This is a genomic window from Plebeiibacterium sediminum, from assembly GCF_026013605.1.
GTDB lineage: Bacteria > Bacteroidota > Bacteroidia > Bacteroidales > Marinilabiliaceae > Saccharicrinis > Saccharicrinis sediminus.
The window spans coordinates 23464-47303 of record NZ_JAPDPJ010000011.1; the positions used below are offsets into that span (position 1 = coordinate 23464).

The window sequence follows — 23840 nt, forward strand, 5'->3', positions numbered from 1 at the left end:
CACTATCCAATGATAGTAAGGCTTTAATCTAGGTTTACACTTAAACCAAGACCTCTAAGCTCGTGTAATAACACGTTAAGTGATTCTGGTATTCCAGGAGTTGGAAGAGAATCTCCCTTAACAATAGCTTCGTAAGCTTTTGCACGTCCCATTACATCATCAGACTTAACAGTTAAGATTTCCTGTAGGATATTAGCTGCACCAAATGCCTCTAATGCCCAAACTTCCATCTCTCCAAAACGCTGACCTCCAAACTGAGCTTTACCTCCAAGTGGCTGTTGCGTAATTAAAGAATAAGGACCGATAGAACGAGCATGCATTTTATCCTCAACCATGTGGCCTAACTTAAGCATATAAATTACACCTACAGTTGCTGGCTGGTGGAATCTGGCTCCTGTACCTCCATCATAAAGGTAGCTCTTACCATATTGTGGTACACCTGCTTTTTCTGTATAAGAATCCATATCAGCAAAACTTGCACCATCAAAAATTGGTGTTGCAAATTTAAGTCCCAGCTCTTTTCCTGCCCATCCTAAAACAGTTTCGTAAATCTGTCCAAGGTTCATCCTTGAAGGCACACCCAGTGGATTCAATACGATATCAACAGGAGATCCATCCTCTAAAAATGGCATATCTTCAGCACGAACAATACGAGACACGATACCTTTATTACCATGTCGACCCGCCATTTTATCCCCGATTGAGATTTTACGTTTCTTAGCGATATAAACTTTAGCTAATTGAACAATACCTGCTGGTAGTTCATCACCAATAGTAAGATTATATTTCTGACGTTTCTCTTTAGCCTCAAATTCCTGGAATTTCAACAAGTAGTTATGAATTACTTTTTGAATTAATTCATTCTTATCTGTATCTGTTGTCCATCCATTAGGATCAATATTATGATAGTCAATATCCTGAAGGATTTTTTGTGTAAACTTCGTTCCTTTAGAAACAATATCAACTCCAAAATAATCTTGTACTCCTTGAGAAGTTTTACCGTTTACTAATGTAAATAATTTATCTACCAAACGATTTCTCAAGTCAGCAACTGATCTGTCAAACTCTTCATCAATTTTAGCAATTAATGGTTTATCTGATGATCTTGCTTTTCTATCTTTAATAATACGAGAGAATAATTTCTTATCAATCACAACTCCTTTTAATGAAGGAGAAGCCTTTAATGATGCATCTTTAACATCACCAGCCTTTTCACCAAAGATAGCTCTCAATAATTTTTCTTCAGGTGTTGGATCACTTTCTCCTTTTGGAGTAATCTTACCAATTAAGATATCTCCCGGATTTACATGAGCTCCCACACGAATCAAACCATTTTCATCAAGATCTTTAGTTGCCTCTTCACTAACGTTAGGAATATCTGAAGTAAGTTCTTCTAATCCTCGTTTTGTATCACGAACTTCAAGTGAATATTCATCGATATGTACAGAAGTAAAAATATCTTCACGTACTACTCTTTCTGAAATTACAATCGCATCCTCAAAGTTGTATCCTTTCCAAGGCATAAATGCCACTTTAAGGTTACGTCCTAATGCCAATTCTCCTTTTTCAGTTGAATAACCCTGAGTAAGAATTTGTCCAGCTTTTACTCTTTGACCTGTTACAACCAATGGTTTCAAGTCAATACAAGTACTCTGGTTTGTTTTCTGATACTTCGTGATTTTATATCTCTTAGTTTCATTATCGAAACTAACGAACTTCTCATTTTCAGAAAGATCATATTTAATTACAATCTCTTCTGCATCAACATACTCAATAACACCATCTTTTTCAGCAACGATGTTAGTTCTTGAGTCGCGAATTAATTTACCTTCCAATCCGGTACCAACAATTGGAGCTTCAGGCCTTAACAATGGTACAGCCTGGCGCATCATGTTAGATCCCATCAACGCACGGTTCGCATCATCATGCTCCAAGAAAGGAATTAACGATGCAGCAACTGATGCAATTTGGTTTGGAGCAACGTCCATTAAGTGAATCTCTTCTGGAGCAGCTACTGGGTAATCAGCTTCAAGACGTGCTTTAACTCTTGAATTAACGAAGTTACCTTCATCATCAAGAGGAGCGTTAGCCTGAGCAATAATTAACTCTTCTTCTTCCTCTGCACTTAAATATTCAATTCCTGCTTCAGTTAAATCTACTTGTCCGTTGGTTACCTTACGGTATGGAGTTTCAATAAAACCAAGGTCATTAATCTTAGCAAATACACAAAGAGAAGAAATCAAACCGATGTTTGGACCTTCAGGTGTTTCAATTGGACATAAACGACCATAGTGGGTATAGTGAACGTCCCTTACCTCAAAACCTGCTCTTTCACGAGAAAGACCACCTGGTCCTAAAGCTGACATTCTTCGTTTATGCGTAATCTCTGCCAATGGATTAGTTTGATCCATAAACTGAGATAAAGCATTTGTGCCAAAGAAACTATTGATAACAGATGACAATGTTTTACTATTAATTAACTCAATAGGAGTAAATACTTCATTGTCACGAACATTCATTCTTTCACGTATTGTTCTAGCCATACGTGCTAAACCAACACCAAACTGATTACCTAATTGTTCTCCAACGGTACGAACACGACGGTTACTTAAGTGGTCAATATCATCGACCTCAGTTTTTGAGTTGATTAGTTCAATTAAATATTTGATGATTTGAATAATATCAGATTTAGTCAATACCTTAGTATCCATTTCTGTTTCTAAACCTAATTTCTTATTCAAACGATAACGTCCAACTTCTCCTAAATCATAACGTTTATCGGAAAAGAATAACTTATCAATAACATCACGTGCAGTAGCCTCATCTGGTGGCTCAGCATTACGTAATTGACGATAAATGTGTAACACAGCTTCTTTTTCGGAGTTACATGGATCCTTTTGAAGTGTGTTATATATAATTGCAAAATCAGATAAATTCTGATTTTCTTTATGTAACAAAATTGTTTTAGCACCTGAATCTACAATCTCATCAATGTGCTCAGGTTCAATAATTGTTTCACGATCAATGATAACCTCATTACGCTCAATTGAAACAACCTCACCTGTATCCTCATCCACAAAGTCCTCAATCCAAGTTTTAAGGACACGGGCAGCTAATTTTCTCCCAACAACTTTTTTTAATCCTGACTTAGAAACTTTAATTTCATCAGCTAAATCAAAAATTTCTAAAATTTCTTTATCACTTTCGTACCCAATAGCACGTAAAAGTGTTGTTACAGGTAATTTTTTCTTCCTATCAATATAGGCATACATCACACTGTTAATATCAGTAGCAAACTCTATCCACGATCCTTTAAAAGGAATAATACGTGCTGAATAAAGTTTAGTACCGTTAGCATGGGTACTTTGACCGAAGAAAACACCAGGTGAACGGTGTAGCTGAGATACAACTACCCTTTCTGCACCATTGATGATAAAACTACCTTTATCGGTCATATATGGAACAGTTCCAAGATATACATCTTGAACAACTGTATCAAAATCTTCATGTTCAGGATCGGTACAGTATAATTTCAACTTTGCCTTTAATGGTACACTAAAGGTAAGTCCACGTTCGATACATTCTTGAATAGTGTATCGAGGAGGGTCAATACCGAAGTCAAGAAACTCAAGTACAAAGTTGTTTCTTGTATCCGTGATTGGGAAGTTTTCTTGAAAAACCTGATATAATCCTTCTTCGCGTCTTTCCTCTAGAGTTGTGCCCTGTTGAAAAAACTCACGGAATGATTTTAATTGGATTTCTAAAAAATCAGGATAATCTAACTGATTTTTAATAGAAGCAAAGCTAATCCTTTCGCTTGTGGTATTTGGAGTCATCTATCAGCAATATTAATTGAACTTAATAACATAAATGCATAAAAAGGTCTAGGAACTTATCGTTAGATAAGTCCCTAAACCGTTCCCTATATAAGGTAGTAATAATTACTTAAGTTCAACTTCTGCTCCAGCCTCAGTTAATTGAGTTTTTAATGCTTCAGCTTCTTCTTTAGAAACTTTTTCTTTTAATGGAGCAGGTGCTTTGTCAACTAATTCTTTAGCTTCTTTTAGTCCAACGCCTGTCATTTCTTTAACAAGCTTAACGATAGCTAGTTTAGAAGAACCAGCTGATTTAAGAATTACGTCAAATTCTGTTTGCTCTTCAGCAGCATCACCATCAGCACTAGCTGCAGGTCCAGCAACAGCAACAGCTGCAGCAGCAGGCTCAATACCATATTCTTCTTTAAGGATCTCAGCAAGTTCGTTAACGTCTTTTACTGTTAAGTTAACTAATTCTTCAGCAAGCTTCTTTAAATCTGCCATTTTTCTATTTATTAAATATTAATTTTTTACTTTTCTTATTCTCTTTCTGCTAATGTTTTCAATACGCCATGTATTGTTGTGCCACCTGATTGAAGTGCAGAAATAACGTTCTTCGCTGGTGACTGTAGTAGAGCAATGATATCTCCAAGTAGTTCGTCTTTAGACTTAATGTTAACAAGAGCTTCTAAATTCTCTTCTCCAACATATAAACACTCTTCAACGTATGCACCTTTTAAAATAGGCTTTTTATTAGCCTTAGCAAAATCTTTAATAAGTTTTGCTGGGGTGTTACCTACGTTTGAAAAGAAAATAGCCGTAGAACCAACTAAAGTATCATATAATGGTGCAAAATCTCCTTCTGTAACTTCAAGAGCTTTTTCAAAAAGGGTATTTTTAACCACCATCATTTTGATATCTTTCTTGAAACACTCTCTACGAAGATCACTAGTTTTACCCGAGTTCATACCTGCTGCGTCTACCACATAAAAGTGACTGTACTCAGCGATATTTTGGGTAAGTTCTTTTACAAGTAAGCTTTTATCTTCCTTATTCATGATTCCTTTTTTCTGTTAGTTAAACATTAGGCTTCAGCCGCTTTGGTTTCAACACGGATGCCTGGACTCATGGTACTTGAAAGACTAATGCTTTTAATGTAAGTACCTTTTGCTGCAGAAGGTTTAAGTTTTAAAATTACATTTAAAAACTCTTTTGCATTCTCAACAATTTTATTCTCCTCAAAGGATACTTTACCTATAGAAGCATGAATAATTCCGAATTTATCAACTTTAAAATCGATTTTACCAGCTTTTACTTCGTTTACTGCTTTACCAATTTCCATAGTAACAGTACCACTCTTAGGGTTTGGCATCAAACCGCGAGGACCTAAAACACGTCCCAACTGTCCAACTTTTGCCATAACACTAGGCATAGTAATGATTACATCAATATCAGTCCAGCCTCCTTTGATTTTTTCCACGTATTCATCCAATCCAACGTAATCAGCACCTGCAGCTTTTGCTTCTTCCTCCTTATCAGGAGTACATAAAACAAGCACACGTACTTCTTTACCAGTACCATGAGGAAGAGTACAAATACCTCTTACCATCTGGTTTGCTTTTCTTGGATCAACACCTAACCGTACATCAACATCTACAGAAGCATCAAATTTTGTAGTGGTAATTTCTTTTACCAATTTGGCTGCTTCCTCAAGCGTATATTGCTTTCCGGCTTCGATTTTATCTAACGCTAACTTCTTATTTTTTGTTAGTTTTGTCATAACTCCAAAATGGTATTAATTAATTATCACCAGGGAATTCACCGCTAACAGTGATACCCATACTTCTGGCAGTTCCAGCAACCATCTTCATACCAGAGCTAACTGTAAAACAATTCAAATCCGCCATTTTATCTTCAGCAATAGCTTTAACTTGGTCCCAAGTTACTGAACCTACCTTTTTACGGTTTGGTTCAGGAGAACCTCCTTTAAGCTTAGCAGCATCTAAAAGTTGAACAGCTGCTGGAGGTGTTTTAATCACAAAGTCAAAAGACTTATCTGAATACACCGAAATAACAACTGGTAAAACTTTACCTGCTTTTTCCTGAGTTCTGGCATTGAATTGCTTACAAAACTCCATTATATTTACACCTTTTGAACCTAAAGCAGGTCCAACTGGTGGTGAAGGGTTTGCTGCTCCACCTTTTATCTGCAATTTGATAAAAGTTTCTACTTGTTTAGCCATGTAGCAATTCTAATTAGTTATTTATATATATAAAGACACAAACTATTCATATTCCTTGTAGTGATAAAAGAATAACTTCTTTTATGGAAGCTTAACTTACAAGATGATATAATTTATGATTCTTTCTCTACTTGTAAAAAACTTAGTTCCAATGGTGTCTTTCTTCCAAAAATTTTCACCATTACTTTTAGTTTTCTCTTTTCCTCGTTAACATCCTCAATAATACCATTAAATCCATTGAATGGCCCATCTGTAACCTTAACTGTTTCTCCAACAAAATAAGGCACATCAAGTTCAGTATTTTCGGTATCTGATAATTCATCAACTTTACCTAAAATCCTGTTAACTTCGGACATTCTTAATGGAACAGCACTATTATCTCTGTCTCCTAAGAATCCAATCACATTTGGTATGCTTTTTAAGATATGAGGAATTTCTCCTACCAAAGCCGCTTCGATCATTACATAACCAGGGAAATAATTTCTTTCCTTACTTATCTTTTTACCGTTACGTATCTGATAAACTTTTTCTGTTGGTATTAATACCTGAGAAATATAATCATGTAAGTTAAGTCTTTCGATCTCACTCTCCACACTTTCCTTAACTTTCTTTTCTTTTCCTCCAATGGCTCTTAATACATACCATTTTTTATCAACATTACTCATTCTCAAAAATATTAGTAAAGTTGATTATAAACCATGTCAAGAACTTTTTCAAACGAATAATCCATGCCAAAAACAATAGCTGCAATAATAGCAGAAGCTGCCATTACAACCAAAGCACTACTTTGCAACTCAGACCAAGTGGGCCAAGATGTTTTGTTCACTAACTCGTTTTGAACGTCTTTAAAATAATTTACTATTTTACTCACAAGATCTCTCTTTAATGGTTATAAATACAAGAATCAATTCCTTAAAATTAATTCCTATTCACGAACTTGCCGGATAACAATCGCCTTACGATTTTTTACCCGGCTAAGCACGAGAGGAGAGACTCGAACTCCCGACACCTGGTTTTGGAGACCAGTGCTCTACCAACTGAACTACTCTCGTGTATAAGAAGGAAGGATAAACCTTCCTTCTGCTTTATATTGATTACTCAATAATTTCAGTTACCTGACCAGCACCTACAGTTCTACCACCCTCACGGATAGCGAAACGAAGACCTTGATCGATAGCAACAGGGTAGATAAGCTCTACAGTGATAGTTACGTTATCACCAGGCATTACCATTTCTGTTCCTTCTTGTAATGTAATTTCACCTGTTACATCTAATGTACGTAGGTAGAATTGAGGACGGTATTTATTGTGGAAAGGAGTGTGACGACCACCTTCTTCTTTCTTCAATACGTAAACCTCAGCTTTAAATTTAGTATGAGGAGTAATTAGACCAGGAGCTCCGATAACCATACCTCTTTTTACTTCGTTTTTGTCAATACCACGAAGTAATAAACCTACGTTATCACCAGCTTGTCCTTCGTCAAGAATCTTACGGAACATCTCAACTCCAGTACATACAGTCTTTTTACCAGCAGCACCTAAACCGATAATTTGCATTTCATCACCAGTGTGAATAATACCAGTTTCAATACGACCTGTAGCAACAGTACCACGACCTGTAATAGAGAATACATCCTCGATAGGCATCAAGAAAGGCTTATCAACATCACGTGGAGGAATTGGAATCCAAGTATCAACTGCATCCATAAGCTCCATGATTTTATCAACCCACTGAGGCTCACCATTCAATCCACCTAAAGCAGATCCTAGGATTACAGGAGTATTTTCACCATCAAATTCATAGAAATCTAATAGTTCACGAACTTCCATTTCAACAAGCTCTAAAAGCTCTTCATCGTCAACCATATCAACTTTGTTCAAGAAAACTACCAATCTTGGTACGTTTACCTGACGAGCTAATAGGATGTGCTCGCGAGTTTGAGGCATAGGACCATCAGTTGCAGCAACTACAATGATAGCTCCATCCATCTGCGCAGCACCAGTAACCATGTTCTTTACATAATCGGCGTGACCTGGACAGTCAACGTGTGCATAGTGACGATTTTCAGTTGCGTACTCTACGTGAGCACTGTTAATTGTAATACCCCTTTCTTTCTCTTCAGGAGCGTTATCAATTTGATCAAAATCTCTCGCTTCTGAAAATCCTTTATCTGCTAATACTTTTGTAATTGCAGCAGTTAAAGTTGTTTTACCGTGGTCAACGTGACCAATTGTACCGATGTTCACGTGAGGCTTTGACCTGTCATAATGTTCTTTAGCCATAACTCGAAATAATTAGACAATTAGATATTAACTTATATTTTTTTAACTTCCGAACCAGAATAGAGCCAATGATGGGATTTGAACCCATGACCTCTTCCTTACCAAGGAAACGCTCTACCCCTGAGCTACATCGGCTGTTAAGAGCGGGAGACGGGATTCAAACCCGCGACCCTTAGCTTGGAAGGCTAATGCTCTATCAGCTGAGCTACTCCCGCTTTTTTTTTGATTCGGGCTACAAAGGTAATGAATTATCGTTCAAAATCCTTGATTTCCCGATGTTTATTTCAATATTTTAATCTGGTTCTTGTGGGGAGAGCAGGATTCGAACCTACGAAGACGAAAGTCAGCGGAGTTACAGTCCGCCCCAGTTGGCCACTTTGGTATCTCCCCAAAAATTACCTTTACTTTTAAAGGTTACTTTATTTCATTTAATAGGCTGATTACTTTTCAACAACCAGCCTATCTTATGCTTTTATTTTAGTGTATTAAATTCACTTTCCTAAAACGGTGTGCAAATGTATAATATTTTTTTAATACAACAAAAATATATCAGTTTTTTTAAATTATTTTGCTTGTACCTTCTCCTTCTTCTTTATCAACTGCTTACGAAGTGCTTCACAAGAAAGATCTACAGACTCCTCAAATGTTTTTGACTGTTTCTTCGCAAACAACTCTGCTCCAGGTACATTCAAACTAATCTCAGCAACCTTATTCTCCAATGTTTCCGACTTATCCAACTTAAGTATTACTTCAGCATCAATAATACCATCAAAAAACACATCTAACTTACTTACTTTTTGCTCGATAAAGCTTTGTAGATGATCGGCAGCATCAAACTTCACTGATTGAATTGTAATGTTCATATTAAATCCTCCATTATTTAAGACCGCGGATGGGCCTGATTATATATATCGGTTAATTTCTCAAAACTATTATGAGTATACACCTGAGTGGCATTTAAATTACTATGCCCCAATAATTCTTTTATTGCATTTAAATCCGCGCCTGCATTCAACAACGAGGTTGCAAATGAATGACGCAATACGTGCGGACTTTTTTTATGCAAAGTAGTCACTAAAGTTAAATATTTATTTACTACCCTGTATATTAATTTATGATATACTGCATCTCCTTTTTTAGTAAGAAAAAAAGACAATACATTCTCTTTTCCAAAAATAACATTTCTATAATTAATATACTCCTCCACCAAAGAAATTAATGAAGAATACATAGGAATAATCCGAACTTTATTATACTTACCTGTAACTCTGACCACACCTTGCTTTAAATCAAAATCACGATCCTTCAGGGAGACCAGTTCCGACAAACGCATTCCTGAACCATAAAACAATTCAAGAATCATCTTATCTCGCTTCCCTTCATAATCATCAGCAAAAGGAATCTCATCTAACAAAAGATCCATTTCTGATTCACGAACAAATACAGGTAATTTTTTTGGCAATCTTGGAGTAGGAACTCCATCAACCGGATTGACTTCAACAATCCCCTCTCTCATCAGGAATTTGAAGTACGATTTTAGCGAAGTAACTTTTCGATTCACACTTTTGGGTGCCAACCCAGAATTCACCATATCTACAATCCAATTACGAATATGCTTCCTGGTAATCAGCGCAATCGATTCTATCCCTTTTTCTTTCGAAAAAGCAATAAATTGTTCGAGATCGCAGCGATAAGAAACCAGTGTATACTTTGAACTGCGCTTCTCGAACTCTAAATATTTTAAAAACGATTTTATTGAAATCATCCAAGACCTATTCTACTGTTTCTGTATAAACGAATATACTAAATTTTCCAGTATTTGGTCTCAATTATTTCTCTATTCCTCGTTTTGTTGCAATTTTTGTATATAAACTGCTTTTTTAACTTCCTCTCTTCTTACTACAGAAGGTTTTGTAAAGGCTTGACGTGAACGCAATTCTCTCATTGCACCAGTCTTTTCAAATTTTCTTTTGAATTTTTTTAACGCTCTTTCAATGTTTTCACCTTCTTTAATCGGAATAACAATCATAATCTTCTCCTTTGATTTTATATTTTCGCTATATTTTTAATACTAACTCCCAAATAATCAAACGATTTCAACATCGACTGCTATCACCCCTCAATTATTTGCGGGTACAAAGAAACTAAAGTTTATTCATTGCAGCAAATTTTTATATAATATTTTTTTGTAACAGACTATAAAACACGCTAAAACACTAGTTTTTACACAAAAAAATTATTGAATATTTAAATTCAAACTATCTGATTTCAAATACATTTTCATCTTATTCCACTCTTCATCTGAGATATTTTCAAACACTAACTCTTGATCCTCAAAAATATCAACACCTTTCCTCATTAGATTCTTTAATTCAACTGTTTGTTTGTAATTAAAATAGGGATGCTTACACACCTCACTGATTTTAGTATTTATAAGGTCTATTTTATGAATCTGTTCAGCATCTACTGTAAAACTTGAGCATATTTTATTATACAGTTCTTCTGTAACACCATAAACCTCTTGTAATTGTTTAACCTCAGTATATCCGCCAAGTAAATTCCCATATTTTAATATGCGCTTTGACAATACTTCCCCAATCCCTCTCACTTCCTTTAAAGCTGATGCATTCGCTGAATTTAATTCTATCTGTGAGTTAAAATTCTGCTTTTGATATTTTACTTTAGAATGTTGCCGGAGCCATAGAAGTAATTTCTCATCAGTAAATTCCTTTACTTTATAATTAGGTAAAGATTTAGCGATGTAATTTAAATGCAGCAATCCTATTATAGTATCTCTAATTTCATTTGATTCCACATTTGTATACCAAAAATCATCTGCAACTTTATTAAAGTTAATCCAAACAATATCATCTTCAATATCTTTTTGCTCCTGGCGAATTTTAACCTCATCAAAGTGAATAAAAGCTTTATACTTATTGATAAAAACAGAATCCACCCCATATACTTTCTGTAAATCATTTATTGAACTCAATTGCCCAACTTTACTGCGATATCCTAGTAATGAATTGATTTGATAGGAAGAGAAACCTAACATCTTCATATCTAACTTAGATACTGTATTTGGATCAAAAAAGAATAAGGAATCATGCCGAATTTCCTTTTCGCTTAATGATAGATTTATTTTATCTATCTGACTCAAAAATTGCTTTTGATCTTCTGAGATTTGAGGATTCAAGACAAGAAAGGGCAGTATAATACGAACAACAATAACTATTGCAACAATAATCAGAAGAACAACAATACCCTTTTGCTCATTTCGGGAGTAGTAGAAAAAGTCTTTCCACATCATTAATTAAGGTTTGGTTAATAGCAACTATTGCACGAATCAATAGTTGCATGTAAAGTAATATAACAATGAACTACCCTAAGGTAGTTAAATATTTTTGTACCTGCTCATATATTCCATAAACAGAAACAATCATAATAGCAATTGGAGCAATATACTTTAACGAAAAGTAAATGGCATCAAAATACCACAGGTTAATTTTGCCATGGTTAGACAACTCTGCTTTTGCTTTCTTATATCCATATTTCCATCCTATAAAAAGTGATATCAACGCCCCTCCAAATGGAAGAAAAATATTGGCCGCAAAGAAATCTAACGTATCAAAAAAGTTCATTCCCAGAAACACTTCTCCATCCATATCCCCGAGTGACAAAGAACAGAATATTCCTACAAAGGAAATGGATACCGCAGCCAATACTACAGATACCCGACGACTAATTTTTAACTCTTCGGACAAAAATGCAACTACAACTTCTAAAATAGAAATTGAAGATGTTAATGCTGCAATAGTTAACAAGATAAAAAACATTACAGAAAAGATGCTACCTCCGGGCATCTGCATAAAAACATTTGGCAATGTTTTAAAAACCAAACCAGCACCGGCACCTGGTTTTAAATCAAAAGCAAAAACAGCAGGTAAAATTACCAATCCTGCCAAAATTGCGATAACAGTATCCGCAATGGTTACCTGCAGCGCAGTTTTACCCAGATTATTCTTTTTATCAATATATGAACCATAGGTAATTAGCGTACCCATACCTAAACTTAAAGAGAAAAAAGCATGACCTAAAGCATTCAAGACACCATCCCAAGTTAATTTCGAAAAGTCAGGATTCAGGAAAAACTCAATTCCTTTCATTGCACCAGGCAACGTGACGGAGCGAAAAACCAAAATAACTAAAAGCACCACCAACAAAGGCATTAATACTTTTGAATATCTTTCAATTCCTTTTTGAATACCCATTAAAACAATTACAGCAGTTAAAACCATAAAAGCAAGTTGCCATAAAACTGGATTAAGAGATTGCGAACTAAAATGATTGAAGTATGCAGATATTTCCTGCGGTGTTTTTCCCACAAATGTTCCTTTTACGGATTCTGCCACATAATCCATAGCCCAGCCAGCAACCACGCCATAAAATGATAAAATCAGGTATGCCGCACCAACTCCTAAAAAACCGGTTACAAACCACACCGACTTTGGTGCTAATTTACGAAAGGCACCAAACGCATTTCGTTTTGCTTTACGGCCTATTACAAACTCCGACATCATAACAGGCAGTCCAATTGCCAAAATAAAAGCAAGATAAACGAATAAAAAAGCAGCTCCTCCATATTGACCGGTGATATAAGGGAACTTCCAGATATTACCTAATCCTACAGCAGAACCTGCAGCTGCAGCTATTACACCAAATTTACTACTAAAACCAGTTCGTTTATTTTCTTTTAATTCTGACATTTGATAATCATTATTGTTTTAAAGCAGCTAAAAAACAAAAAAAACACCTAAAAAAAAAGCCCCTGTCTATTCAACAAGGGGCTTAAATACAATTTTTTAATGTCTATTATAAAACATCTACACAATTAAGATCATTAAAAGCCACTTTTAATCTTTCGATTAAAGTTTCCTGACCTTTTCTTAACCATACACGAGGATCATAATATTTTTTATTTGGCTTATCATCTCCTTCAGGGTTACCAATCTGTCCTTGAAGATACTCACGATTAGCAGCCTCATACTTACGAATTCCATCCCAAGTAGCCCATTGTGTATCTGTATCAATATTCATTTTGATAACACCATAGCTAATAGCTTCTCTGATTTCTTCTAAAGTAGAACCAGAACCTCCGTGGAACACAAAGTTTACAGGATTACTTCCTAAACCATGTTTTTCTTCGATATACTTTTGTGAATTATCAAGAATTTTTGGTGTTAACACCACGTTACCTGGCTTGTATACTCCGTGAACGTTACCAAATGAAGCAGCAATAGTAAAGTTTTTACCTACCGAGCTTAATACTTCATAAGCCTGATTTACTTCTTCTGGTTGAGTATATAAAAGTGCATTATCAACATCAGAGTTATCAACACCATCTTCTTCACCTCCAGTAATTCCAAGTTCAATCTCGATAGTCATACCAATTTTATTCATTCTCTCGAAATATTGCTTACATGTAGCAAGGTTTTCATCAAGAGGCTCTTCTGAAAGGTCTAACATATGAGAACTAAACAAAGGCTTTCCTGTTTCAGCAAAATTCTTTTCACCAGCTTCAATTAATCCATCAATCCAAGGTAATAATTTTTTAGCAGCATGGTCTGTATGAAGAATTACAGGAACACCATACGCTTCTGCTAAAAGGTGTACATGCTTTGCAGCTGAAATAGCACCAAGGATTTGTCCTTCCTGACCAGATAAACCAACACCTTTTCCAGCGTAAAAAGCAGCTCCTCCGTTTGACAACTGAATAATAACTGGTGAGTTAACTACTTTTGCAGCCTCTAAAACACCGTTAATAGAATCTGTTCCTACTACATTTACTGCAGGAATTGCAAAACCATTATCTTTTGCAACTTGAAATAATTTAGCAACATCGTCGCCTGTAACTACTCCGGGTTTAATTACGTCTAGTACTTTTCCCATGATTTTATTTGTAATTTTTGAATTTATAATTTCCAAAGTTAATATATATTATAACGACATCCTTAACAAAAAGAGAAATATAATTGTTCAACCGCCGTAACAAACTATGTTCTAATTTAGAATCACAACAAATTTCATAACAATAGAAGCGAACTAATTATAATAATTGGATAACAATACAGGAATATCTATTTTTGCGCTCTCAAATTTCACTCTAGCAGATACCGATATATTATTGCCTCTTTTGCGACACATTAGAGATTTAGTATGCACAAAATTATAAACAAACATAATTTAATCAATAAATTAATAATCAAATGGCAGTTAATTACAAAGAGCTAGGCTTATCGAACACAACTGAGATGTTCAAAAAAGCTGTAGAAGGCGGGTATGCTATTCCAGCATACAACTTTAACAATCTTGAGCAAATGCAAGCAATTATCCAGGCTTGTGTTGAAACTAAATCTCCAGTTATTCTTCAAGTATCTGCAGGAGCAAGAAAATATGCTAATGCAACTTTATTGAGAAACATGGCTAAGGGTGCTGTTGAGTATGCTGAAGAGTTAGGTTATAAAATTCCTGTTGTTCTTCACTTAGATCACGGTGATACTTTTGAACTATGTAAAGATTGTATCGACAACGGATTCTCTTCAGTAATGATTGATGGTTCTCACCACTCATACGAAGAAAACGTTGAACTTACTAAAAAAGTAGTTGAATATGCTCACGCTCACGGTGTGACTGTTGAAGGCGAGCTTGGTGTTTTAGCTGGTGTTGAAGACGATGTTGTTGCTGAAGAATCAACTTATACAAGACCAGAAGAGGTTGAAGACTTCGTAAAAAGAACTGGTGTTGACTCATTAGCTATTTCAATTGGTACTTCTCACGGAGCTCACAAATTTACTCCAGAGCAATGTACTACAAATGAAGAAGGACTTTTAGTTCCTCCTCCATTGAAATTTGAGATCCTTGAAGAAATTGAAAAAAGAATCCCTGGATTCCCTATCGTACTTCACGGATCTTCTTCTGTGCCACAAGAGCACGTTGCTACAATTAACAAATTTGGTGGTGCAATGAAAGCTGCTGTAGGTATCCCAGAAGAGCAATTACGTAAAGCTGCTAAATCAGCTGTATGTAAAATCAACATTGACTCTGATGGTCGTTTAGCTATGACTGCTGCTGTACGTCAGGTAATGGCTGAAAATCCATCTGAATTTGATCCTAGAAAATACTTAGGACCAGCTCGTGATTTATTAAAAGAGCTTTATATGCACAAAAACATCAATGTATTAGGTTCTGCTGAACAAGCTTAATTTACACATTGAGATAAAATACAAAAGCTGACTGAAAATATTTTCGGTCAGCTTTTTTTTATGTCTTGTAAATTCTTTGATGCAATAATTAGAATGGATATCCTATAGCAAAATTCATCGCAAAATCATCCCATGTATATTTTCTATTCGTAGGGATCCATCGATGTCCTTTTTCTTCAACAGGATTCCTTAGTTTCATTCCTGAGTCCAATCGAAAAATAAAATACTTAAAATCAAATCTCAATCCCAATCCGGTTCCCACAGCTAACTTACTGGTAAAATTATTAAACTCAAACAATCCGCCCTCCGGACTAATATCTTTCCTAATCGTATAAATATTACCTACATCCAGGAATAAAGCACTTTCGAGAATCCAAAATAACTTGAACCGATACTCTATATTAAATTCAAGTTTAATATCACCTGTTTGATTATAATAATCAGCATCCTGAGAATCATAGGAACCAGGACCAATTCCCCGAACAGGCCATGCTCTGATACTATTAGCTCCTCCTGAGAAATATCGTTTCTCAAATGGTAACACATCATAGTTTCCGTATGGATATCCAACGCCCAAATAAAAGCGATAGGCCATACTATTAATTTTATTCAGATAATGATGGTACCTCAAATCAATATCGCTCTGAACATACTGCGCATATCTAATCCCTAAAATTTCATTATATCCCTCTGGATTTTTCTTTGATATTGAACTCGACCACAAATTTAAAAAATTACCAGCCTCTTCCAGATTCCAGTTTACATACAAAAAGTCCTTTCTCTTTTCAACCTCTTGTTGATTATAAACAAATGAGTAAGATGTATTTGTAATTAAGTGATCCTGATACGAGTAACCTAAAAAGGTACCTTCAATATCCTGCAAAAAATCGTTATCAACAGTTGGGATTAACACAAAGTTAACACCCAATGGCGTTACCTGATGCGAAACCCTTTTACTCGAATTCCACAAATAACTAATTTTTCCATTGGCTATAGTTCTTGTGTAATCCGGACGCTTCTGATAATTATAGGCTACAGATAATGATGTTTTGGGATTAAAACGCTGACGAAACTTTTTAATTTGAAAAGGCATCCAGAACTTTGGAAATATAATTCTGGATTCTACTCCGAACTCAGTTGTGTTAAACTGCTCACTCTGTCTGTTTAACTGATTCTGCATAGAACCTCTGATATTAAAAGTAAACTCCTCTGCTCCTTTAAATAGATTCTTATGCTGATATTCAAGATTACCTCCTGCCCCTAAATTACCAGAGGAATTTAAACCTTCCACATCAATGGAGTATGATTGAAACTTAGCAGGAACCAGCTGTATGAAACAATTCAGAAGTCGGCTACCATCAACTGTACTTGTGGCACCCTGAACCTCTTCAAATCGAATATTAATAAAACGATAAAGACGTAAACTCGACAGCAAGTTTTTTGTTTTATCAACCAAGTTTGCCTGAAACAATTGACCCGGTGTAATATATGTAGAGTTTACCAACACTTCAGGCTTTACCTTCAGCTTATCGATATACATAAACTGAAAATCACCATATTTTAAAGTGTCATACTGATCGTAATAACTTTCCTTTTCGTTTAAAGCCCTATGCGGATCAAAATTTGTCCTGAAATAAACATTATGTATACGATAAATCGGATGAACAAAGCTGGAGTCCCTATTCTTAGCAACCTCAGCACTGGCATTTTTAATTAACACAGAATCTACTACTCTGTTACCTCCAAGTGTACTATCAGCTTTAAAATAGATAAACTCCTTAGAAAAACTGAAATAACCTCTGTCTCTTAAATATTTGGTGATACGTTCACGTTCTGCATCATGCATAGAAACATCAAAAGGTCCACCCTCTTTAAGAATACTATTCTCCAGATCTTCCTCCACTAATCTTTGAATGGTTGTATCTTCGGCTCTATAACCTACATGCTCCAATACAAACTGCTTACCCGCTTCTATTACATATTTAACTTTAGCCTTTTTCTTCCTGTATTTTACCACAGTATCCACATCTGCATGGTAATATCCTTTGTTGTGCATAAAAAGCTCTAACTGAGACATGGTTTGTCCCGACAGGAAATCATCATACAAAACAGGCTCTTCACCTATTCGTTGTAACCATTTATTAAAACCTTTCGTGGTATCTTTCCCCGCCAGATTATACAACCACAAATGAAACTTAAACATCCCAAAAATCTGAATATTGGGATTTTGTTTCATATACGGCGCAAACCTTTCTTTGGGAATATTTCTGGCAGTATTATGAATATCAACCTTATCCAATAGATATTCGTTCTCTGGCACATGTTTTACTGTGCTACAACTACTAATAATTAGAACAAGAATGATATAATAAAGAACTTTCTTCAATGTACGTACTTACTTTTTATTGCTAAAATATCAGATTAGATTTAAACTTGGGATATTTTTTGACACCCTTGTGCAATTTTTATGCAAAAGTATCTAAATCCGATGGAATAAAGTAAATTTGCATCTGTTTAAACAGTAAAAAATGATTAGTCAGAGTAAAATAAAATTAATTAATTCACTTTCTAAGAAGAAGTACAGAGATATCAATCAGCTCTTTATTGCTGAAGGAGAAAAATTAGTATCTGACTTATCAGATTCTTCTATTCATATTAAATGGTTATTTGCCAGTAAACAATGGATTGAAGATCATTCATCTATAATTGCAGATGAAATAACTGAATGCGAAGAATCACAACTTAAAAAGATTACACAACTCAAAACACCGTCTCCTGTTATTGCCATTTGCAGCATACCAGACCAAAAGATTCAGAACCTGGATATAGACAAAGATTTAACACTTGCTCTTGACGATATTCAAGATCCGGGAAATTTAGGCACTATTATCCGACTTGCAGATTGGTTTGGCATCAAAAACATTGTATGTTCTCAAAATACTGCAGATGCTTATAATCCGAAAGTTATTCAGGCAACGATGGGTGCAATTGCCAGAGTCAACTTATTTTATACAGATTTGGAACTGTTTTTAAAGCAAGCCAGGGAAAAAAACAATTCCATATACGGAACATTTCTGGATGGGGAAGATATTTATAGGAAAGAATTAAATTCCTGTGGAATTATTGTTATGGGAAATGAAGGAAAAGGAATCTCCTCGAAAATAGAATCACTGGTTTCAGACAAACTATTAATCCCATCCTTTTCCACAAATCCAATCCACTCTGAATCATTAAATGTATCTACAGCAACAGCAATTACATTAAGTGAATTCAGAAGAAGATTCTAGTATAATATTTTATTCGGATCTATAAAGCTTAGAAAGTTCCCTCGAGCATTTGGTTGACAGCATCTGCACATTTCTCACCATCAATAGCAGAAGATGCGATACCCCCGGCATATCCGGCACCCTCTCCACAAGGAAAAAGTCCTTCAATCTGAGTATGCTGAAACGTATATGGATCACGAGGAATTCTCACAGGTGAAGAAGTTCTGGATTCTGTTCCGATGACAATAGCTTCCGGATCGATAAAACCTTTAGCCCATTTTCCAAACTGTTTAAATCCTCCCTGAAGTCTGCTCGTAATACCCTCCGGCAAAACAAAATGTAACGGAGATGCAATTGCTCCGGGCACATACGATGTTGGAGGCAAATCAAATGACAATTTAGAATCCACAAAATCGGTTAATCGCTGAGCAGGCGCTATCAGATTACTTCCTCCATTAACATAACATAATCTCTCAACCTCTTTTTGATATTCTAATCCAGCCAAAATACCATACTTTTTAAATTCTGCAGGAATATCTTCCGGACGAATCTCTACCACCATTCCCGAATTAGCAAAAGGAGAATTCCTTCTTGATGGAGACATACCATTAACAACCATCTCATTTTCACCAGTCATGGCTGGCACCACAAAACCTCCGGGACACATACAGAATGAATAAACACCTCTCTCCTCTACCTGACAAGAGAAACTATAAGATGCTGCTGGCAAATATTTACCCCTTCCTTCAGGTGAATGATATTGTATCTCATCTATTAATTCCTGCGGATGCTCAACTCGAACCCCCATTGCCCAGGTTTTGGCTTCAAGCTCAATAGCCTTATCATGAAGCATACTATAAACATCTCGTGCTGAATGACCTGTAGCCAGAACTACTGCTTTCGATGCTATTTTTGTACCATCTTTTAATACAACTCCAGCTACTTTTTGCCCATCAAGCATCAAGTCCACAACCTGTGAATTAAACAACACTTCACCCCCGGCTTCAATAATGGATTGACGCATTGACTTGATCACACCCGGAAGTTTATCGGTTCCGATATGAGGATGTGAATCGATTAATATATCATCCTGTGCTCCATGAAAACGCAACACATTCAATATCTTATTAAAATCTCCTCTTTTGGTACTTCGGGTATATAACTTCCCATCAGAGAATGTTCCGGCACCACCTTCGCCAAAAGCATAATTTGATTCGGGATTAACAGGATTATTTCTGTTTAATAAGGCAATATCTTTCTTTCGCTCATTTACATCCTTACCTCTTTCAAGCACAATTGGTCTTAACCCTAATTCAATCAATCGAAGAGCAGCAAACAAACCTCCAGGTCCGGCTCCAACCACAACAACCTCTGGTTTATTGGAAACATCTGGATATTCAAATTTTACAATTTCAGGATCCGGCGCGGGTGTATTGGCATATACATCAAGATATAACTGAACCATTACCTGACGCTGACGTGCATCAATTGATCTTTTGCGAATTCTCATCGCCGTGATCTTATCCGGGCTCACCTTCATCTTTTTTGCCACTAATGATTTGTAGTACTTTTCATCAGAAGCCTCTTGTGGAGTTAATCTTAATGCTATATCCTTCTTCATCCTCTCTTAAAATTGTGGCGCAAAGATAGTAAATTTACCCTTATGCTAAACACTGTATGAAAATGATGTTATTTTTCTGTAAACTGATGATTGAGTATACTTTATTAGATTTTTAGACTATAGTTAAGCCTTACGTTGCAAAAAGGCGCACATTTAGAAATCTTAAGCAGGGGTCAACTATATTAGTATACTCACCAAAGGGCCGTTAGGCCTGTTTTCTTAGTAGAAAATAGATGATGTATGTAATCAAGGGGCGTAGTCCTGTTGTCTTAAACCGGACTATACCATTCAAAAAGATATTTAGGATCAAAGTTAATATCAAATTTTTTAAGAAATGATAGATACTCATCTTTAAAACATCTTTTTATATGATGTTCTGGTTGATTTAATATATATTTTATTACTCTGTCGGTTTGTGATTTAGAATATGTAAACGCACCATATCCATCCTGCCATGAAAAATGCCCAGATAAAAATCTTTTATCATTAATCCATTTTGAAGAGCCAGCTTTTATTTGTTCAATAAGCTTTGAGATCGATATAGTTGGATGTAGCCCTACAAAAACATGTGTATGATCTGGATTACAGAAAACAGCAAGAGGTTTTGATTTATGTTTGGTTGCAAGTCCGCATATTATTTTTTCTAATTCGTTTCTGAATTCTTCACTTATTAAATTTTCTCTACCTTAAACGGCAAAAACATATTGAACGAAAAGTTGGGTATAGGTATTGGCCATAATAAAAATTTAAGATAACAGGGCTAACGCCCCTTAATCTATTATATAAGAAATAAATATATTTAAAACAATAAAAAAATCTGAATGTAGAAAGAATTTCTATCCTCTATGTTTTCTATATTATTTCATATACTCTAATTAATTATTTTCATTGGTCATATGGAACTCATCTAGAAAACAATCATTTTTCCCCATAAAACGATACAGGCAACGTGTGATAGCTTCTTAACTTTCAATCTCACGATTCTCATACTTGTTTCATTTAATTAAAAGTTAAATACATTACCAGAATTGGCCCTAAAAAACTTTTTAAGAAAATGCAACGCATTTGTAAACTACACAGAATTTCTATTCAAAATAAAAAGATAAGACAAAGATTCTTGAGGTAAGCCTGTCTATTGCTTCTGTGTATTTGGCATCTAAAATATCACCGGTTCCTTGATGATCCAAAACATCCATTGTACCGATTGATATTTTAAGCTCTGTAGAAAGTCGAAAGTAGTTTAAGTAGGAATCGAATCCAACTCCAACCTCATAATATAAGTCAAGATTTTTAAGCAACATTCTATCTTGCTTATTCTTAGCTAAATCAAAGCGAGGATTTATACCTGCAACCAGATATGGCTTGAAATTATGCATCCGGTCTGAACCATATTTAAGCATAATCGGCATTTCCAGAAAAGTGGATTTTATTTGTAGTGGATCTGCCATGTCAATACTACTCGTTGCATTTGGCTCAGGATTATCATTTAATGTTTCTGGATCACCATCATTATAAATGTAAGTCAGATTTCTTTGTCCAAATGCAATACCAGGAAGCACTCGAAGGTTTAAATTCTTCCTCAGCTTTAGACTGGAAACAATACCCAGATTAATTCCCGGAGTTAAGTCCAACACTTCGGCATACATTGGTACTCCATTATTATTAGCATTACTTACCCCGGTATGCCTTACCGAGAAATTCATGGTATTGAAACCTATGATAAAACCAAAATGAATCTTCTTTTCATCAAAAGTAGTCAGGTTAGGTACCTTTTTATTTGTTTTTTGCGCAGAGGCATTAACACATAAAAAAGAAATCAAACCCAAGAAAAATATGTACATGAACTGTTTTATCATTTTTTGTTTTTGAAATCAACCAGACTCATAAAATATGAATCTTTTAACAAAACTCAATAATATAAAATTTATTGTATTTCTTTTTGAGCAAAATAAATTGTAGCAATTCCAAATGTTTGTCGCCAAACCTTTAAACTCTTAAAACCTGCTTTATTTAACTCTTTAACAAAAGCATCCCCTTCAGGAAAAGCGGCAACTGATTCTGGTAAATAAGTATATGCTGCTTTATCCTTTGATAAAAGACCTCCCCACCAAGGTAATATTTTAGTAGAATAAAACTGATAGATTTGCTTAAATGGAAATTTTGATGGATTTGAAAATTCCAACACCATAAATTTACCTCCATCCTTCAACACTCTGTTAATTTCTACCAACCCCTTATTTAGGTTCTCGAAATTTCTCACTCCGAAGGCTACTGTGGCAGCATCAAACTCATGATCTTTAAACGGTAAATTCTCGGAATCCCCTTCTACCATAGAAATAACTTGATCCAGACCTTTCTTTTTAACCTTTTCCACACCTACTTTAAGCATTTCGGCAGATAAATCTAAACCAACAATTCTTTTGGGATTTAATTTCATGGCAGCAATAGCTAAATCTCCGGTTCCGGTTGCAATATCCAACACTTCAGGACGATCTAAATCCTTCAGAAGTTTAATCGCTCTTCTTCTCCATATCTTATCAATCCCCATTGATAACGAATGATTCAGAAAATCATATTTATGAGCAATATTATCAAACATTGCTTTTATCTGCTTCTTTTTACCGTCAGAAGATGCCTTATATGGAGTTACTGTCATGAATTTTAATTTGAAATTTCAAATGCAAAAATAACAAAGTTAGCCTGATGACAAAACAAAGAAAAAAAGAACATATGGAGACATTCGCTACAGTTTGGCATATAAACAAATGAATACTGAATTTACTTCAAGTGAAAATAATTTAATTGATCAATAGATAACTAAGAACCTCCTCCCCCTCATCCTTCCGGTACTCCTCCTAAATCAGGAGGAGAGTTGATTTACAGCACGCCTATTCTTTTCATCGTAAGATCTAGAATTTTCTCCTATTAACACTCCCATCCATTAAAAGTAGGGGTGGCAGATTTGATGCACGAAAAGCTGACGGTGTGGTTGTATTAAGTCAATTACGACATGAACAAATTAAAAGCCCTATAGCTTGAGCAAAAGTATTTTGAAACGTAATATGTTATATATTATTCTTTTGACATCTCCCAAAAGAACCAAAAAGTCTAGGCCAATTGAACTGGCAATCGTACCTTGTTCATATTTCATAAGTAACAATCTTATATTTTATATTATATCCTATTTATGTAAATATGGAATTAACAACCTCCTTTTACTAGTTCAAGTTTGCAACTTGGACCTTTATTAAAGCTTTTTTACCAGAGAACGATATCAACATGTACTATAAATTATTATGAGATAGGGTCACAAGATACAATCTTGCGACAGCAATGATATAACTTGTTAAA

The 23840-nt window shown here is 35.2% G+C and carries 21 protein-coding genes and 4 tRNA genes; 2 read left to right on the top strand and 23 right to left on the bottom strand.

What is annotated here, in order from left to right; genetic code table 11:
* Window positions 1–23 precede the first annotated feature (23 nt).
* The 18 genes from rpoB to fbaA form a co-directional block, all read right to left on the bottom strand.
* Window positions 24–3836, bottom strand: a complete 3813-nt coding sequence (gene rpoB, locus OM075_RS06950) for a DNA-directed RNA polymerase subunit beta (RefSeq protein ID WP_301189767.1) — start codon at window positions 3834–3836, stop codon at window positions 24–26.
* 105 nt (window positions 3837–3941) lie between these two features.
* Window positions 3942–4319, bottom strand: a complete 378-nt coding sequence (gene rplL, locus OM075_RS06955; RefSeq protein ID WP_301189768.1) for a 50S ribosomal protein L7/L12 — start codon at window positions 4317–4319, stop codon at window positions 3942–3944.
* Window positions 4320–4354: 35 nt separating this feature from the next.
* Window positions 4355–4873: a 50S ribosomal protein L10 gene (gene rplJ / locus OM075_RS06960; protein ID WP_301189769.1), complete on the bottom strand. Its 519-nt coding sequence runs from the start codon at window positions 4871–4873 to the stop codon at window positions 4355–4357.
* Between the two features lie 26 nt (window positions 4874–4899).
* Complete coding sequence (rplA, locus tag OM075_RS06965; protein WP_301189770.1) at window positions 4900–5595, bottom strand: 50S ribosomal protein L1; 696 nt, start codon at window positions 5593–5595, stop codon at window positions 4900–4902.
* A 19-nt stretch (window positions 5596–5614) separates the two neighbouring features.
* On the bottom strand, window positions 5615–6058 hold the full coding sequence (gene rplK / locus OM075_RS06970) for a 50S ribosomal protein L11 (RefSeq protein WP_301189771.1): 444 nt from the start codon (window positions 6056–6058) through the stop codon (window positions 5615–5617).
* Between the two features lie 113 nt (window positions 6059–6171).
* On the bottom strand, window positions 6172–6723 hold the full coding sequence (gene nusG / locus OM075_RS06975) for a transcription termination/antitermination protein NusG (protein WP_301189772.1): 552 nt from the start codon (window positions 6721–6723) through the stop codon (window positions 6172–6174).
* Window positions 6724–6734: 11 nt separating this feature from the next.
* On the bottom strand, window positions 6735–6929 hold the full coding sequence (gene secE / locus OM075_RS06980) for a preprotein translocase subunit SecE (RefSeq protein ID WP_301189773.1): 195 nt from the start codon (window positions 6927–6929) through the stop codon (window positions 6735–6737).
* Window positions 6930–7037: 108 nt separating this feature from the next.
* Window positions 7038–7110, bottom strand: a tRNA-Trp gene (locus tag OM075_RS06985).
* A gap of 42 nt (window positions 7111–7152) precedes the next feature.
* A complete protein-coding gene (tuf, locus tag OM075_RS06990) occupies window positions 7153–8340 on the bottom strand; it encodes an elongation factor Tu (RefSeq protein ID WP_301189774.1) in 1188 nt (395 codons plus the stop codon).
* 63 nt (window positions 8341–8403) lie between these two features.
* Window positions 8404–8475, bottom strand: a tRNA-Thr gene (locus OM075_RS06995).
* Between the two features lie 7 nt (window positions 8476–8482).
* Window positions 8483–8555 (bottom strand) — tRNA-Gly (locus OM075_RS07000).
* Between the two features lie 92 nt (window positions 8556–8647).
* A tRNA-Tyr gene (locus OM075_RS07005) sits at window positions 8648–8730 on the bottom strand.
* A gap of 173 nt (window positions 8731–8903) precedes the next feature.
* The gene (gene hpf / locus OM075_RS07010) at window positions 8904–9203 is read right to left on the bottom strand and encodes a ribosome hibernation-promoting factor, HPF/YfiA family (protein ID WP_301189775.1); all 300 of its coding nucleotides are present in this window, start codon (window positions 9201–9203) and stop codon (window positions 8904–8906) included.
* Between the two features lie 17 nt (window positions 9204–9220).
* Window positions 9221–10105, bottom strand: a complete 885-nt coding sequence (locus OM075_RS07015) for a tyrosine-type recombinase/integrase (protein WP_301189776.1) — start codon at window positions 10103–10105, stop codon at window positions 9221–9223.
* Between the two features lie 72 nt (window positions 10106–10177).
* Window positions 10178–10369 carry a 30S ribosomal protein S21 gene (gene rpsU, locus OM075_RS07020; protein WP_301189777.1) on the bottom strand — a complete coding sequence of 64 codons (192 nt, stop codon included), beginning with the start codon at window positions 10367–10369 and terminating at the stop codon, window positions 10178–10180.
* A 207-nt stretch (window positions 10370–10576) separates the two neighbouring features.
* On the bottom strand, window positions 10577–11650 hold the full coding sequence (locus OM075_RS07025) for a helix-hairpin-helix domain-containing protein (RefSeq protein WP_301189778.1): 1074 nt from the start codon (window positions 11648–11650) through the stop codon (window positions 10577–10579).
* A 70-nt stretch (window positions 11651–11720) separates the two neighbouring features.
* On the bottom strand, window positions 11721–13106 hold the full coding sequence (locus OM075_RS07030; RefSeq protein ID WP_301189779.1) for a sodium-dependent transporter: 1386 nt from the start codon (window positions 13104–13106) through the stop codon (window positions 11721–11723).
* Window positions 13107–13212: 106 nt separating this feature from the next.
* Window positions 13213–14289 carry a class II fructose-bisphosphate aldolase gene (gene fbaA / locus OM075_RS07035; RefSeq protein ID WP_301189780.1) on the bottom strand — a complete coding sequence of 359 codons (1077 nt, stop codon included), beginning with the start codon at window positions 14287–14289 and terminating at the stop codon, window positions 13213–13215.
* A 317-nt stretch (window positions 14290–14606) separates the two neighbouring features.
* On the opposite strand from fbaA, the gene OM075_RS07040 reads away from it, so the two are divergent.
* Window positions 14607–15602, top strand: a complete 996-nt coding sequence (locus OM075_RS07040) for a class II fructose-bisphosphate aldolase (RefSeq protein WP_301189781.1) — start codon at window positions 14607–14609, stop codon at window positions 15600–15602.
* Window positions 15603–15690: 88 nt separating this feature from the next.
* On the opposite strand, the gene tamL is transcribed toward OM075_RS07040, so the two are convergent.
* Window positions 15691–17988, bottom strand: a complete 2298-nt coding sequence (gene tamL / locus OM075_RS07045; protein ID WP_494515754.1) for a translocation and assembly module lipoprotein TamL — start codon at window positions 17986–17988, stop codon at window positions 15691–15693.
* A 142-nt stretch (window positions 17989–18130) separates the two neighbouring features.
* Between tamL and OM075_RS07050 the strand changes: the two genes are divergently transcribed.
* On the top strand, window positions 18131–18889 hold the full coding sequence (locus tag OM075_RS07050) for a TrmH family RNA methyltransferase (RefSeq protein ID WP_301189783.1): 759 nt from the start codon (window positions 18131–18133) through the stop codon (window positions 18887–18889).
* 28 nt (window positions 18890–18917) lie between these two features.
* Here OM075_RS07050 and OM075_RS07055 read toward each other — a convergent pair whose 3' ends face one another.
* From OM075_RS07055 to ubiE, 4 genes are all read right to left on the bottom strand, one after another.
* The gene (locus OM075_RS07055; RefSeq protein ID WP_301189784.1) at window positions 18918–20489 is read right to left on the bottom strand and encodes an NAD(P)/FAD-dependent oxidoreductase; all 1572 of its coding nucleotides are present in this window, start codon (window positions 20487–20489) and stop codon (window positions 18918–18920) included.
* 269 nt (window positions 20490–20758) lie between these two features.
* Window positions 20759–21160: a transposase gene (locus OM075_RS07060; protein ID WP_301189838.1), complete on the bottom strand. Its 402-nt coding sequence runs from the start codon at window positions 21158–21160 to the stop codon at window positions 20759–20761.
* Window positions 21161–21574: 414 nt separating this feature from the next.
* Window positions 21575–22330, bottom strand: coding sequence for a type IX secretion/gliding motility protein PorT/SprT (gene porT, locus OM075_RS07065; protein ID WP_301189785.1), 756 nt, complete (start codon window positions 22328–22330; stop codon window positions 21575–21577).
* 83 nt (window positions 22331–22413) lie between these two features.
* Window positions 22414–23145, bottom strand: coding sequence for a bifunctional demethylmenaquinone methyltransferase/2-methoxy-6-polyprenyl-1,4-benzoquinol methylase UbiE (ubiE, locus tag OM075_RS07070; RefSeq protein ID WP_301189786.1), 732 nt, complete (start codon window positions 23143–23145; stop codon window positions 22414–22416).
* Window positions 23146–23840 lie beyond the last annotated feature (695 nt).